Genomic DNA, 14569 nt, shown 5'->3' with positions numbered 1-14569 from the left:
CGTTTAGGTGAACATTATGAAAAAAACGCTTAGCTTTGCCGCGATCCATTTCAGTATTGCGTTTACCGTCGTTTATCTACTTACGGGCGACATTATTCTTGGTAGTCTGATTGCCATGCTTGAGCCGATGGTCAATACCGTTGCTTTTTACTTTCACGAAAAAGTATGGGCACACTACGCCCCACTGCGCCGCTACTCACAATCGGCCAAAATTAAAACAGGTAGCTTTGCTGTAGTGCACTTCAGTGTTGCATTTAGCGTGGCATATATCATGACCGGAAGTTTTGTCATTGGTGGTGTTTTAGCCATGATCGAACCGAGCATTAATACGTGTGCTTACTACTTCTACGAGAAGTTCTGGCAAAAGAGGCATCCGCAAGAATGGTCACCAATGAAATGCTCTCATTAACTGTACGTTGATCAGATAGGAAAATGGGTAACACAGAGATCTTCGCTTAACGCGATATGGAAGGATTGCTGCTGACCATCAAGTTGCACCGATAAGGTATACAAATCATTCGGGTTAAGCTGTGTAAGATCTGCGTACTTCGGCGCTTCCACTTGAAATAAAGCACTGGCATGCTGATGGCGCACATCAATAGGCAACTGATAGCTCATACCATTAAATTTTACTACCGCGGAAACTAATCCTGGTGCGTAGGTTTGATAATGTAAGTGAACCAAAAACTCACAGCCGCCGCCATAGTGCCAGATTTGCTCAGCGGTAACATGCTCTAGACGAACATGACGAATGCATTGTAGATAAGGCTCTTGCCAAATCCCCATTCGCTCATCGTATTTCTTCACCGCGTGGTGCCCTAGCGGGCATAATTGCGGCAAATCTGGCTCATCAAGCAACCACTCTTCTTCTTGCTCAACAAACAAAATTTCGAATCGATTGCGGCCGAGTTGCAGCAAAGGCCGAATGTCTTTTTTATACACCGCTTGGCTGCCATCACAATCGAATAGTGCCACACCGTTTAAACGTATTTCCGCATAAAAATCGATGCCCTCAAGCACAAGATCAATTGCAGCGAAGCTAAGCATCGCTTCATCCACCTCAACATCATGCATCAAATGCCACTCTTGCTCGGCAATTTGTACTTCTGTCATGTCGTGAGGTAATGCTTGGCTGAGAGGCGCAGGAAAACAAAGATCCTCTTGCGGGATCGATAAATCAGTCAACGGTGAAAGCTGCCAAAAGCCAGCAAGAGAAATTCGCATAATAAACTTGAGCTAGATCAATGTTGAACGATTATATACAAAATAAATAAAGATGTGCTGACAAAAATAATGATTCGTCACTAAAGTGCCCCGTTAGCTTTGCATAGCTAAAAAAATACCAGCCAAAGGGCTGGTATCTCACATTAAGGTAAATAACGCCTAATCACTCTTGGTCGTCTTCATCTTCTTCATCGTCGTATAGCGCATCTTCACCCTCGTAGTAAGTGCCCCATCCGTCGTAAATAATGTCATATTTTTCAGCAAGTTGAATAAGCTTCTCTGCCTGTTCATCGATCGCTTCGGCCTTCAGTACCGATTGCATAGTCGCGTCACAGCACAATAGTTTATTGCCGTCTTCATCTTCTGTTTCTTCTGCTTCAAGCACTTCAAAGCCCATTTTAAAGGCTTCAACAACCGCTTTTTCTAGCGTGTCAAAATCTTCAGCAAATAGGTGGTGCTCTATCTCATATAACGCATCTGGATCACTGCCATCTTCGAGCAGGGCTTGAATGATGTCGCGAGTATCTTCTTTTTGAATTTCGATTAACTCTTCAACGGATACGTAGTCATCTTGCTGAGGTTGAGACATAAGGTGCTCCAGATTTGGCTAAATTTAGACTATACTCCATCAACTTGGCGTTGCAGATAGGCGGCAAGTGGGTTCATCCCCATGAACATAGATAAACTATGTGACTGGGGTGAGCAAACGTAGCCAGCACCGCTGCAACTTCACGTCGGAAGGGTATAAATGAATTTCGACGAAATATGGCATGGTTCGCCTAAAATTGCCACCAACAACGTACCGCGATCTCTATCTTTCTAAAGGATCACAGCTCAATCAAGTACAGATTAAATAAAAAATACTTTAATTTAACAATTTATTTTCATTTTGCTAATTCAGTAGATTATCTGCCTGATGATTTGCTCTTTCACCGCATTAAACTGCCTGTTTATCAAACATTCATGCATAGCGAAAAAGGTCGCTTTAGCTAAACATGCCCGCATTATGCACTTTTTATGTAAATAACCGCATAGAAAATCACTTATTCTTCATGCTTAATTCACCCTCCTCTGAGCCAAAAACGCATAACAAAGCACTTTGCCGTTATTAGGCTTATTTGGCTAGTTTTGGAGTTATTTTTTAATAAGCGCACACTTTAAAGCATACACAACTATAAGTTCACAAAATAACAGCCAATACCACCACTAAGTAGACTTGCATCGTTCGCTTAAGCTTGTCATAAAGAACATGAGAAATAAGAGTAGGGATACAAAATGAATAAGCTGTACGTTGGATCTGAAGTTGGGCAACTGCGCCGAGTATTACTCAATCGGCCAGAGCGTGCCTTAACTCATCTCACACCGTCGAACTGTCATGAACTGTTATTTGATGATGTGCTTGCCGTAGAAGATGCAGGAAAAGAGCATGATGCCTTTGCCAACACATTGAAGGACCAAGATGTTGAAGTGCTGTTGTTGCATGATCTCTTAGTCGAAACCTTAGCCGTTGCCGATGCCAAAGCGTGGTTGCTCGATACGCAAATTTCTGATTTTCGCTATGGTCCCACTTTGGCGCGCGATCTGCGCTGCTATTTAGCTGACATGGATAACGAACACCTCGCCACTCTGCTACTCGGTGGTCTTGCTTATTCCGAACTGCCCATCCACTCCTCTTCGATGCTACCTAAAATGCATCGTCCGTTAGATTTTGTGATTGAGCCGTTGCCCAATCATCTCTTTACCCGCGATACCTCTTGCTGGGTGTATGGCGGCGTATCGCTTAATCCGATGATGAAACCAGCACGCCAACGTGAAACCAACCATTTACGCGCCATTTATCGTTGGCATCCTGTATTTGCAGGAGAGAGTTTTATCAAGTATTTCGGTGATGAAGATCTGCACTACGATAATGCCAATATTGAAGGGGGCGACGTACTGGTGATCGGTAAAGGTGCGGTGTTGATTGGTATTTCCGAACGCACAACTGTGCAAGGGGTAGAAAATTTTGCTGCGAGTTTATTTAAACATGGGCAGGCCAAAGAGGTGATTGCCGTTAACTTGCCTAAACACCGCTCTTGTATGCATTTAGATACGGTGATGACACATATGGATGTCGACACCTTTTCTGTTTACCCCGAAATTATGCGTCATGATTTAGAAACATGGCGTTTAACGCCAAAAGGCAATGGCGGGATGAACGTCGATTCAATGCCAAGTTATGTTAATGCGATTGAACGCGCGTTAGGTTTGGACAAACTCAAAATCATCACCACTGGTGGTGATAGCTATGAGGCTGAACGTGAGCAATGGAATGACGCCAACAACGTGCTAACGGTTAAACCCGGAGTTGTGATTGGCTACGAGCGCAATGTCTACACTAACGAGAAATACGATAAGGCGGGCATCAAAGTATTAACCATCCCCGGCAATGAACTCGGCCGAGGCCGAGGCGGCGCGCGCTGCATGAGCTGCCCGATCGAGCGAGATGATATTTAACCTTTTCAATTCAACACAGTGAATAAAAGAGATAAAAAAGCGGCGCATCAAAACGCCGCTTTTTATTTGCTTACGCTGCGCGATACAAACCACGTCAGCTCTGAGCGAGTAACAACGTTATTCGGTGCCACCAACAGTGAGCGAATCTAGCTTAAGCGTAGGTTGTCCTACTCCAACAGGCACACTTTGTCCTGCTTTACCGCACACTCCAACGCCGCGATCAAGGCTCAAATCGTTACCCACCATTGAGACTTGTTGCATTGCCTCAATGCCAGAACCTATCAAGGTTGCACCTTTGATTGGATAAGTAATTTTGCCGTTTTCAATCATATAGGCTTCAGAGGCAGAGAACACAAATTTACCCGAGGTGATATCCACTTGGCCACCGCCAAAGTTGGGCGCATAAACGCCTTTCTTCACTGTTGAAATGATCTCTTCTGGCGTATGTTCACCCGGCAACATGTAAGTGTTGGTCATGCGCGGCATCGGTAAATGTGCGTACGATTCACGACGCCCATTACCCGTGGGGTTCACCCCCATCAAACGTGCGTTGAGTTTGTCTTGTATGTAGCCTTTCAACACGCCATTTTCAATTAAGGTGTTGTATTGACCATTGACACCTTCATCGTCGACATTGAGCGAGCCACGCAGATCTTTCAACGTGCCATCGTCAACAATCGTACAAAGCGTTGAGGTTACTTTCTCGCCAATTTTACCGGAGAAGACAGAAGATCCCTTGCGGTTAAAATCACCTTCTAAGCCATGCCCTACCGCTTCGTGAAGCAAGACACCCGGCCAACCAGAACCAAGCACAACTGGCATCGCACCCGCAGGAGCTGCGACAGCTTCAAGGTTGACTAAGGCTTGTCGGATAGCTTCATCGGCAAACTGAAACGCAACTTTACGGCCATCTTGTTCGGTGAGGAAAAAGTCATAACCAAAACGACCACCACCACCAGAGCTGCCTCGCTCGCGGCGATCACCTTTTTGTGCTAACACACTGATCGACAAACGGACCAACGGGCGGATATCGCCTGCGTAAGTCCCATCAGTTGCAGCAACTAACATCTGTTCATGCACACCACTTAAGCTCACCGAGACTTCTTGGATCAAAGGCTCTTTGGTGCGAATGTAAGCATCCAGCTCTTGCAGTAATTCTGTTTTTTGCTTTTTTTCCCAACTGGCTAGCGGGTTATCCGCCGCATAATAGGCTTGATTATCGCTACGTTTAAAGGCTTGAACACAACCACTTTTGCCTTGCTGCGCAATGCCTCGTGCGGCTATTGCACTCTGTTTCAAACCTTCTAGTTGGATTTGATCTGAATAAGCAAAACCCGTTTTTTCACCTGTGATGGCACGCACACCAACACCGCAATCGATATTAAATGAGCCGTCTTTAATAATGCTGTCTTCGAGCACTAAAGATTCATGCCAGCTCGACTGAAAATAGATATCGGCATAATCAATTTGACGAGTGGCAATTGTCGCTAGTGTATCCGCAATATCTTGCTCGGTTAATCCTGCAGGTTTTAATAGTGCATCTTCAATGCGGTTAATACTCATAGTTTGCTCTTATTATCTATAAACTGATTGGTGAATCGGGTGTGTGCAGCAATGGGCATTTTTTGTCGAACTTGCTCAACGTAAGCCAAGTCAATATCGGCGACTAAATTCCCCACTTGCTGGTTTAAGCTTGCAATAACCTCACCCCACGGGCTGATGACCATCGAATGACCCCATGTCTCGCGCCCACATGGATGAAGCCCAGTTTGCCCAACCGCAACAATCCAACACTGATTCTCTATCGCTCGGGCTCTTAACAAGACTTCCCAATGTGCCTTTCCGGTCACCGCCGTAAAGGCCGCAGGAACCACTAATATCTGAGCACCCTGCACTCTTAATTGGGAATAGAGGTGCGGAAAGCGCACATCATAGCAGATGGAAAGGCCAATTTGACCAAATGGTGTCGACGCAACACTCAGCTTTGTGCCGCAGGTAAAAGTTTCCGATTCTCGATAGCGCTGGTGGCCGTCAGCGACATCTACATCAAACATGTGTAATTTGTCGTAGTGCGCGACAAGATCGCCATTGGCATCAAACAGCAAGGAGGTAGTCGTTACCCCAACCTCACGACGGATAGGCATGCTGCCCACCAACAGCCACACCCGATGAAAGCGAGCCATAGCAGCCAATTGGCTCTGCAAGGGCCCTTGCCCCAATGGCTCGGCATGTTGGTGGTACTGTTGTCGCGTGCCAAACACCAGTGCATTTTCCGGCGTGACAATCCACTTCGCACCTTGCGCCACAAGTAGTGACACTTGCTGTTCGATATAGGCCAAATTCTGCGCAGGTTCAGAGCTTGACGTCATTTGAATAAGTCCAACGCGATCCATGCCTACTTCCCTATTTTTCAGTCAATTTTCTCAACTTTTCTGGCAATTTAAACTCGCCCCTACTACGTGAAAGCTCTTTAACAACCGGTGAATTAATTGGTCCTTTAACCTCATAGTTGACTTGGGTAAAGACCTCAACCACAGGTGCAATCACGGTCGTAATAGCTAGGACATACAGCGCTGTTTGCGGTGTCACCGCAAAAGCCGTCAAGACGGGAATTCCTGATGTGATGTCTGGTACAAAATTCACCTCAGCATCAACAGTACGGCTATTGAGATCCGCTAAGCCTTTAATGGTCATTTCACCGGCAACAGCATCCATTTTGATGTTGTTGGTAACAAAAATCCCTTGCGAAATTTCACCACTGCCCGTAATTGAGTTAAAGGCCATTCCTTTATCAAACACGTCACTAAAATCGAGCTGCATTTTACGGATAATGGAATCTAAACTGAATAATCCGAGTAAACGAGCGGCACCGCTGACATCAGAAACGACACCTTTACCCATAGTAGTCTCTATCTTGCCTTCTAAGCTGTCGATCTTCATTGACCAAGGCGCGCCATCCCATTCGGTTTGACTCGACATTTCAAATGGCGCTCTTTGGATACCGGAGCTGATGCCAAAGCGCTCCATCAAATCGCTATTATTGTCACCTTTCATGGTGAGATTCAGTTGGGTATGGCTACGCTCATCACCTTGTGCGTCTTTATTCAACGTCCAAGCACCACTGATATTGACTTGGTTTGAACCACTACTGATATCAATCTTCTTCCATTGCAAAGTATCACCTTGCCGTTGGAAGTCCATATTCATCTTGCCCACCTTGTAACCCTGCAACCAAAAATCATCAATGGCCAAAGTTAAGTTTGGCACCAATCGATGAAACTGTCGGTCAAAATCAGTAATAAGCGGCTCAGACTGGCGATCTTGATCAACCAACAGTGATTTTTTGGAGCTGTCCTCCAACTCAGGAATGTAAACGTGCAAGCGTTCAAGCGAGACGGACAAATCATAAGGTTCAATATAACTCGCTTGGCCTTTTGCTTCTTGGCTCTCGAGCTGTGCGTACCAACCGAGATTTTTACGTCTGGCATTAAAATCAACATCGTGCCATTCAATTCCCGCTAGTAGAAGTGCTTTGACGTTGATGTCCACTCTCTCTGGTGGTGGGATCTCAGGAGTATTCATCTCCGCTAGAGCTGATTTTTTCTTCGGTTGAGGCTCATTGGCCAAACTCAACCATTCATCCAAATTAAAGGTATCGCTGCGGATCTGCGCATGGTGGCCAACCACTGGGCTGATTTTGAAATTGCCGCTCCCTACTATGAGATTGGTGGCTGTCAGGCGTGGTTTTTTCGATGTGATATCGATTTCAGCTTGGTATTTCGCTTGTGGTAATTGTAGGCGAGCGGTGATCGACTCTTGGTTACCCGATGCTTGCAAGTGAGCTTTGCCTGCCACGTTGAAGGCTTTTTTTAGCGGGTAAGGGTAATCACTTTCTACCATTTTTAAATCGGCTAAGGTGTCGATTTGATAAGTGAAACCGACATCATTGAGCTGAATATCAACGCCCATTTGCCAAGGAGCATGCCCTTTTAAACGGTTTAGCCAGCGCTCACCGACAAAAGGCGTCAGGGGTTTAATATCCCAGTCTCCCACCACATCAATATTCACCGCGTAACCTTGGCTGGCATTTTCACCTTTAAAATCAATCGCGATCGGTTGAGTCAGCAGATCAGCCGACAAACCGGCTGCCGTCACAACGTCATTATCAAATTCAATTTTGCCAGAGACACCCTCAAGCACCATTGGCGGTGCATCAATTTCCACGTGGTTATTATTTAAATTCGCCCAACCCCACGCTCGGGGTTCCTGCTCACTATCAAAAGGAATACGAAGCTGAAATTCAGATTGCACTTCGCCACTGACTTGGATCGCCGTTAACGCCGCTCCCACCGAATCCACTAAAGGCGTTGAGGTCATATAGTCGCGTACGGCATTGCCTTGGGCTGTTGCACTGGCTTCGATTTCGATGTGTCCACCTTCGGCTAGTTCAGGTATTCGCCCCGTAATCCTCTGGGCAGTGACATCCATTAAGGTCGCAGAGTGTGAATCAAGGTACATCGCATCGTTTTCAAACAGCAGATCGAGTTGCAAATTGGTGATCGGCGGCCACGCCGTATCAAAACTAAATTTCGCCTCTTTTAAACCAACCCAAGCTTGGAATACGCCATTGTTTTGTTGGTAGGGAAAATCGCCAAGTTCACCATACCAAAGCAGTTTAGCCGTATTGGCTTTACCGCCTTGAATCGCAGTAGAGAGATAGTCTGTTAACTTGCGACCCAATGCTAAGGTGGGCAAATAACGCCAAGTTTCACCTGCATTGTATAAGTCCGCTTCCGCATAAAATGAAAGTAAAGGGCTACGTTTTTCAGGAAAATCGAGACGAAATGATCCAAGCACTTGTAAGTCAGGCGTCGCCGCAGTCACTTTACTGGCCCACAATGACCAGCCATCGGCTTGCTTTTGCCACACAACATCGGCTTCACCTTGACGAATATTCAATGGTGCTTGGAAAACATCACCATAAGGTAACACGTCATCAATCAGCGTCACTTTGGCGCGGGCACTCTCCATGCTACCTGCAATGGAGGCTTTGAGATGGTGTACTTGTGGTAATAACTGCCATTGCGCCATGGCGCCATCACTGAGTTCAGCCGAATAACGAAGCGATTGCAGGCTATCTCCTTTGCTGAGCCGAATATCTTCTAAGGTACCCCCCAAATCCAATTGCTGCAAAAGCTCGTTCGTTTTGCTGGAATCGGGCATCATTTTCACAAAGGGAAGCAAAGTTTTTATGTCTAACTGCGACAAGTTCAAACGCCATTGCGTCGGTTGCCATTCAAACGCAGCATCAAGTTTAGGCCACACTTCGTCATCCGTACGCAACTGAAGTGAGTAAGCGTTAACTTGCCATCCTTTTTCAATAGGTAACAGTTTGATGATTCCCGACTCTAACAGCAGTTCATGCTGACGCTCTTCACCCCAAACCAGTTCAGAGGGCTTAAGTTCGACATAGCCATCTTTGGGTTGGTTATGTTCTAAGGTCAGCCAGGCATTAAAACTCACCTGTCCTTTCTTAAGGCCGGTTTCGTCTTTGAGATAACGAGTCAACCACGGGTTTATTTTGATATTGTCAGCGCTAACATAGAAGCGACCTGAAATATCGCGTAGTGAACCATGATCTTCAAAGTTAGCACTCACTAACAGAGAGTTAATACTGGTATCAGCGATACTCACCACGCCTTCAGCTTTATGTTGCTGAGCGTTATTTTTCCACCGAAGACGTTCAATATCTAACTGGCGAATCTCCCCCGCGACAGATTGATAGAAAACCGTCGAGTCGAGTAGCGCAAAATCATCCAATTGCCGCAACAGTAGGTTGTCTAAACGTTGAATGACATTGCCTTGTGTGCGGCTCTGTTGGTTATCTTCAGCCTGTAGCTCAAGCCAGTTTACCGAGCGAATATCCAATTTGAGTTGATGAATACTGAGATCCGCGACCACAGGTTGCATTTGCAGTATTGACTGAATGAGGTCAAATTCAACATCGATTTGCTGCGCAGAAAAGTGAATTTGCGATCCATCAGGTAGCTTTGCTTTTAGCCCCTTAAGTGCAATTGACGGGTGAGTATTACGCCAAAAACCAGTGACCTCACTTAATTCAAATTCAAAACCTGAATTTTGGTTGATCAAGGTTTGTATTTCGCCTTGGAAACGATTCATTTGTGGCAAAAACACACGCAAGGTGGTGACAGCAACAGCCAGCACCACTAGCACGCTAACGATAAACCACAATACTATTCGCCAAAGGCGCGTAAAAGTTGAGATCACAAAGGCCCTACTACATCATCACAACGTCAAATTGTTCTTGAATATAAAGTGGCTCCGCTTGGATACGCACTTCTTTTCCAATAAACACTTCCAACTCAGCAAGAGCATGAGACTCATCACCTTGCAAGGTTTCTGCCACCGCAGGGGATGCGTAAACCACAAATTTATCCGCATCGTAAGCACGGTTGACACGCGTGATTTCACGTAAGATTTCGAAACAGACGGTTTCAACGGTTTTCACACTGCCGCGGCCTTCACAGGTTGGACAACTTGAACATAACACGTGTTCAATACTTTCACGGGTGCGCTTACGCGTCATCTCCACCAAGCCTAACTGCGTAAAACCATTAATATTCGTTTTGACGCGATCTTTAACCAGGGCGGCATCTAAGGAGTTGAGCACTCGCTTACGGTGCTCTTCAGACATCATATCGATAAAATCAATAATGATGATGCCCCCTAAGTTGCGCAAACGTAACTGACGGGCAATCGCTTGGGTCGCTTCAACATTGGTATTAAAAATGGTTTCTTCGAGGTTACGACGGCCAACAAACGCGCCAGTATTGATATCAATCGTGGTCATGGCTTCGGTTTGGTCGATGATAAGGTATCCACCAGACTTGAGCTCCACTTTACGCTCGAGAGAACGCTGAACCTCGTTTTCGGTGTCGTACATATCAAAAATAGGCTTGTCACCTTCATACAGTTCAAGCTTATCGGTTAACTCAGGCACAAACTCTGAGGTGAACTCTTTGAGGTTCTCAAATTCAAGGCGCGAATCGACTAAGATCCGCGTCAAATCGGTGCCGACAAAATCTCGTAAAATACGCTGAGCTAAACCCAATTCGCCATACAGTGTCGAGCGTGTTTTGTATTTAACTCGACGCTCCAACACTTTCAACCATAGCCGTTTAAGAAAGGCGGCATCTTGTGAAAGCTCTTTCTCATCAGCCCCTTCAGCGGCGGTACGAATAATGAACCCACCGTGCTCATCACAATAATGAGACACGACTTTTTTGAGACGATCACGCTCTGATTCACTTTCAATGCGTTGTGAGACACCAACATGACTTGCGCCGGGCATAAAAACGAGATAGCGCGAAGGTAGGGTAATATCTGTCGTTAAACGGGCGCCTTTAGTGCCTAATGGATCTTTGACCACTTGCACCACGATATCTTGGCCTTGACGAACTAGCTCTGAAATATCACGAACTTGAAACTGCTGTTTTTCGTTCTCAGCCACACATTCAGTATGAGGAACAATGTCAGAAGCGTGAAGAAAAGCGGCCTTATCTAAACCAATATCGACAAAGGCGGCCTGCATTCCGGGAAGAACTCGGCTGACTTTTCCTTTGTAAATATTGCCCACAATGCCGCGTTTCGCTTCTCGCTCAATGTGGACCTCTTGAAGAACTCCGCCTTCAATCATCGCCACTCGAGTTTCACTCGGGGTGACGTTTAGTAGCAACTCTGCACTCATGAGTACACCTCAATGTTTTTAATTATATAAATTCGTGCAAGAGCTGGTCAGTTTCGAATAATGGTAATCCTACAACAGCGTAATAACTGCCTTCGATCTTCGTTACAAATCGTCCACCCAATCCTTGAATGCCATAACTGCCAGCCTTATCGCAAGGTTCACCCGATTGCCAATATTGTTCTATATCTTCATCTGACAAAGGTTTAAACCATACATCCGTCGTTACCACGACGGATTTAGAATGATCATGTGTTGCTACGGTTACGGCCGTCATCACTTGATGTTTTGTACCAGATAAGCTGCGTAACATCTGTTGTGCTTGAGCAAAATCAGCAGGTTTTTCAAGTACTGTTTCACCTTGCACGACTATGGTATCAGACCCAATAACTATCGAAGCAGGGTTGGATAAAGCAACACCAGCCAGTGCCTTATCACGTGATAAACGTTCAACATACGCTGCTGGGGCTTCATGCTCATTACGGCACTCTTCAACGTTGGGCACCACAATATCAAACTGATAACCCAGTTGAGTCAGTAACTCTCGTCTTCTTGGCGAGCCAGACGCTAATACAATTTTTTTATTCATCATCTAAGGTGCCAGTGGCGTCGCACACGACGAAGCAGTAGGAACATCCAAGGCCATAATATGCAATTGATCATACCAACCCATAGCGAGAGCGGGTTAAATGTCACATCTTGAATTAAATATTCGCCGCAGAAGATCAGCACTTCAAGCAACATAGATAACACGCCAATAATTACGGCTTGTTGCCATAACGCCATATTACGCAGCACTAAGAAGTTAATCGCCACTAAGTAGACAACAATGGCCATCATCATGCCACGAATGCCCAATGTTGAACCAAGCAGCAGATCCCATAACAAACCAAGGATCAAAGCCGACCCTACGTTGACTCGATGCGGCAACGCTAAAACCCAATAGCATGTCACCAGCAGTAACCACGATGGGCGCAATAGATCCAACTCACCCGGCCAAGGGATAGTTTGTAAAACCAGAGCAAAGAGAAATGATGCACCAATCACCAATTTACTTTTCACGACACTACTGGCCATCGGTTGCTTCCTCTAACATTTTCTCTGGCGTAACTTGCAATACTTTCTGCTGCCTATCTTCGTTAGGCCAGATCAACAGCAAATAGCGTAGACGATCAAAATCCACCACGGGATCGGCGGTGATCGACGCAAATTCACGCTGGGTATCTTTGTCGACCACCGAAACGTGTGCGACAGGATAACCTTCAGGATATACGCCCCCTAAACCTGATGTGACGAGCAAGTCACCCACTTCAATATCAGTGCTGGTGGGAATGTGTTCCAATTGAATACGATCCACCTGGCCATTCCCTGAAGCAATCACTCGAATATCATTACGAATAATCTGCACTGGAATCGCACTATTGGTGTCAGTCAGCAACAACACCCGGCTGTTATGCGCCGCCACAAAAGTCACTTGGCCAACAATACCTTTGTCGTTGATAACGGGTTGCCCTTCGTAAACGCCATCCGTTCGCCCTTTATCAATCACAACTTGGTGACGATAAGGTGAGGTATCGACTGCCATCACCTCAGTGACAACCTTCTTTTCATCACGAACAAAAGAAGATCCAAGCAATTTACGTAACCGTTGGTTCTCTTCGCGGTATTGATCAAACAAGATCAAATCACTTTTCAAGGTGATCGCTTCTCGTTTTAAACGTTGATTCGATTCAATCAGTTTTTGATGAGTGGCGAATCGCTCATACAGATCATCAAACATGCTGCGCGGTAAATCCGCCATATATTGAATGGGAGCCACTAAGCTATTAAGAAAAAAACGAACGTTGGAAAAAGCACCTAAACGACTATCAGCCAGCATAAGACTGGCTGATAAAATCACGGCAAAAAAGAGACGTAGCTGAAGAGATGGTCCTCGACCAAATATTGGCTTCATTCTATAAAAATCCTAGATGTCATGATGGGAGCTTTACGGCTCCCAAAGCCATTATTCTTCGCTAAATAGGTCGCCACCGTGCATATCGATCATTTCCAACGCTTTACCGCCACCAAGGGCAACACAGGTTAGAGGATTATCGGCAACCACGACTGGTATTCCCGTTTCTTCGGTCAAGAGGCGGTCGATATCTTTGAGCAGCGCTCCACCACCGGTTAATACCATACCATTTTCTGAGATATCAGAAGCAAGCTCTGGCGGGCACTGTTCAAGCGCAACCATCACCGCAGAAACAATACCGGAAAGTGGTTCTTGCAGTGCTTCTAAGATTTCATTGGAGTTAAGAGTAAAGCTACGAGGGACCCCTTCAGCAAGGTTACGACCACGAACTTCAATCTCCATCACTTCATCGCCGGGGTAAGCCGAGCCAATTTCATGTTTGATTTTCTCTGCGGTCGCTTCACCGATTAAGCTGCCGTAGTTACGACGCACATAATTGATGATCGCTTCATCAAAACGGTCACCGCCGATACGCACAGAGGAAGAGTAAACCACACCGTTCAAGGAAATAACGGCAACTTCAGTCGTACCACCACCGATATCGACCACCATTGAACCCGTAGGTTCAGAAACACGCAGACCAGCACCGATGGCCGCCGCCATAGGCTCATCAATCAAATACACTTCACGCGCGCCAGCACCGAGCGCTGATTCACGAATCGCACGGCGTTCAACTTGGGTGGAGCCGCAAGGCACACACACCAGAACGCGAGGGCTTGGTTTGAGGACACTGTTGTCATGTACCTGTTTGATGAAGTGTTGCAACATTTTTTCGGTCACGTAGAAATCCGCAATCACGCCGTCTTTCATCGGACGAATTGCAGAAATATTCCCCGGCGTACGACCAAGCATCTGCTTAGCGGCATGACCGACAGCAGCAACGCTTTTTCCACCACGACCTTTATCTTGGCGAATAGCAACAACGGAAGGCTCGTCGAGGACAATACCTTGTCCTTTAACGTATATAAGAGTATTGGCGGTACCTAAATCGATCGATAGATCGTTGGAAAACATGCCACGCAGTTTTTTGAACATATTCTTCGCTCGTCCTGCAAGAATTAGAAGATAGA

Annotated in this window: 12 protein-coding genes; 2 read left to right on the top strand and 10 right to left on the bottom strand. The window is 45.9% G+C overall.

Annotated elements, in window-relative coordinates; genetic code table 11:
• Nucleotides 1-16 precede the first annotated feature (16 nt).
• Nucleotides 17-409 carry a DUF2061 domain-containing protein gene (locus AACT42_RS21390; RefSeq protein ID WP_064624308.1) on the top strand — a complete coding sequence of 131 codons (393 nt, stop codon included), beginning with the start codon at nt 17-19 and terminating at the stop codon, nt 407-409.
• Nucleotides 410-420: 11 nt separating this feature from the next.
• Here the strand turns inward: AACT42_RS21390 and AACT42_RS21385 are convergent, their stop codons facing one another.
• Nucleotides 421-1224, bottom strand: coding sequence for a glycosyl hydrolase 2 galactose-binding domain-containing protein (locus AACT42_RS21385; RefSeq protein ID WP_094133409.1), 804 nt, complete (start codon nt 1222-1224; stop codon nt 421-423).
• A gap of 163 nt (nt 1225-1387) precedes the next feature.
• A complete protein-coding gene (gene rraB / locus AACT42_RS21380) occupies nt 1388-1813 on the bottom strand; it encodes a ribonuclease E inhibitor RraB (RefSeq protein ID WP_017046663.1) in 426 nt (141 codons plus the stop codon).
• A 686-nt stretch (nt 1814-2499) separates the two neighbouring features.
• Between rraB and arcA the strand changes: the two genes are divergently transcribed.
• The gene (arcA, locus tag AACT42_RS21375; RefSeq protein ID WP_094133408.1) at nt 2500-3720 is read left to right on the top strand and encodes an arginine deiminase; all 1221 of its coding nucleotides are present in this window, start codon (nt 2500-2502) and stop codon (nt 3718-3720) included.
• A 117-nt stretch (nt 3721-3837) separates the two neighbouring features.
• Here the strand turns inward: arcA and tldD are convergent, their stop codons facing one another.
• From tldD to AACT42_RS21335, 8 genes are read right to left on the bottom strand one after another with little or no spacing between them, the layout of a single operon-like run.
• A complete protein-coding gene (tldD, locus tag AACT42_RS21370) occupies nt 3838-5283 on the bottom strand; it encodes a metalloprotease TldD (protein WP_094133407.1) in 1446 nt (481 codons plus the stop codon).
• A complete protein-coding gene (locus AACT42_RS21365; RefSeq protein ID WP_094133406.1) occupies nt 5280-6113 on the bottom strand; it encodes a carbon-nitrogen hydrolase family protein in 834 nt (277 codons plus the stop codon). The genes tldD and AACT42_RS21365 overlap by 4 nt, the downstream gene beginning before the upstream one ends.
• A gap of 10 nt (nt 6114-6123) precedes the next feature.
• Nucleotides 6124-10008, bottom strand: a complete 3885-nt coding sequence (locus AACT42_RS21360) for a YhdP family protein (protein ID WP_094133405.1) — start codon at nt 10006-10008, stop codon at nt 6124-6126.
• Between the two features lie 10 nt (nt 10009-10018).
• Complete coding sequence (gene rng / locus AACT42_RS21355) at nt 10019-11488, bottom strand: ribonuclease G (protein ID WP_019281135.1); 1470 nt, start codon at nt 11486-11488, stop codon at nt 10019-10021.
• Nucleotides 11489-11510: 22 nt separating this feature from the next.
• A complete protein-coding gene (locus AACT42_RS21350; RefSeq protein WP_088731599.1) occupies nt 11511-12077 on the bottom strand; it encodes a Maf family protein in 567 nt (188 codons plus the stop codon).
• On the bottom strand, nt 12074-12562 hold the full coding sequence (mreD, locus tag AACT42_RS21345) for a rod shape-determining protein MreD (protein ID WP_013857872.1): 489 nt from the start codon (nt 12560-12562) through the stop codon (nt 12074-12076). The genes AACT42_RS21350 and mreD overlap by 4 nt, the downstream gene beginning before the upstream one ends.
• Complete coding sequence (gene mreC / locus AACT42_RS21340) at nt 12552-13439, bottom strand: rod shape-determining protein MreC (protein ID WP_013857873.1); 888 nt, start codon at nt 13437-13439, stop codon at nt 12552-12554. The genes mreD and mreC overlap by 11 nt, the downstream gene beginning before the upstream one ends.
• A 51-nt stretch (nt 13440-13490) precedes the next feature.
• Nucleotides 13491-14534 carry a rod shape-determining protein gene (locus tag AACT42_RS21335; RefSeq protein WP_013857874.1) on the bottom strand — a complete coding sequence of 348 codons (1044 nt, stop codon included), beginning with the start codon at nt 14532-14534 and terminating at the stop codon, nt 13491-13493.
• Nucleotides 14535-14569: the final 35 nt, after the last annotated feature.

It is taken from the genome of Vibrio sp. V15_P4S5T153, from assembly GCF_963874485.1.
Lineage (GTDB): Bacteria > Pseudomonadota > Gammaproteobacteria > Enterobacterales > Vibrionaceae > Vibrio > Vibrio anguillarum.
The sequence above is the reverse complement of the archived record's forward strand: the minus strand, read 5'-3'. Positions and strand labels throughout refer to the sequence as shown.

Excerpts from the sequence above, each read along its gene's own strand:
- AACT42_RS21390 (WP_064624308.1), top strand. The coding sequence starts at position 17 with ATGAAAAAAACGCTTAGCTTTGCCGCGATCCATTTCAGTATTGCGTTT.
- AACT42_RS21385 (WP_094133409.1), bottom strand. The coding sequence starts at position 1,224 with ATGCGAATTTCTCTTGCTGGCTTTTGGCAGCTTTCACCGTTGACTGAT.
- rraB (WP_017046663.1), bottom strand. The coding sequence starts at position 1,813 with ATGTCTCAACCTCAGCAAGATGACTACGTATCCGTTGAAGAGTTAATC.
- arcA (WP_094133408.1), top strand. The coding sequence starts at position 2,500 with ATGAATAAGCTGTACGTTGGATCTGAAGTTGGGCAACTGCGCCGAGTA.
- tldD (WP_094133407.1), bottom strand. The coding sequence starts at position 5,283 with ATGAGTATTAACCGCATTGAAGATGCACTATTAAAACCTGCAGGATTA.
- AACT42_RS21365 (WP_094133406.1), bottom strand. The coding sequence starts at position 6,113 with ATGGATCGCGTTGGACTTATTCAAATGACGTCAAGCTCTGAACCTGCG.
- rng (WP_019281135.1), bottom strand. The coding sequence starts at position 11,488 with ATGAGTGCAGAGTTGCTACTAAACGTCACCCCGAGTGAAACTCGAGTG.
- AACT42_RS21350 (WP_088731599.1), bottom strand. The coding sequence starts at position 12,077 with ATGATGAATAAAAAAATTGTATTAGCGTCTGGCTCGCCAAGAAGACGA.
- mreD (WP_013857872.1), bottom strand. The coding sequence starts at position 12,562 with ATGGCCAGTAGTGTCGTGAAAAGTAAATTGGTGATTGGTGCATCATTT.
- mreC (WP_013857873.1), bottom strand. The coding sequence starts at position 13,439 with ATGAAGCCAATATTTGGTCGAGGACCATCTCTTCAGCTACGTCTCTTT.
- AACT42_RS21335 (WP_013857874.1), bottom strand. The coding sequence starts at position 14,534 with ATGTTCAAAAAACTGCGTGGCATGTTTTCCAACGATCTATCGATCGAT.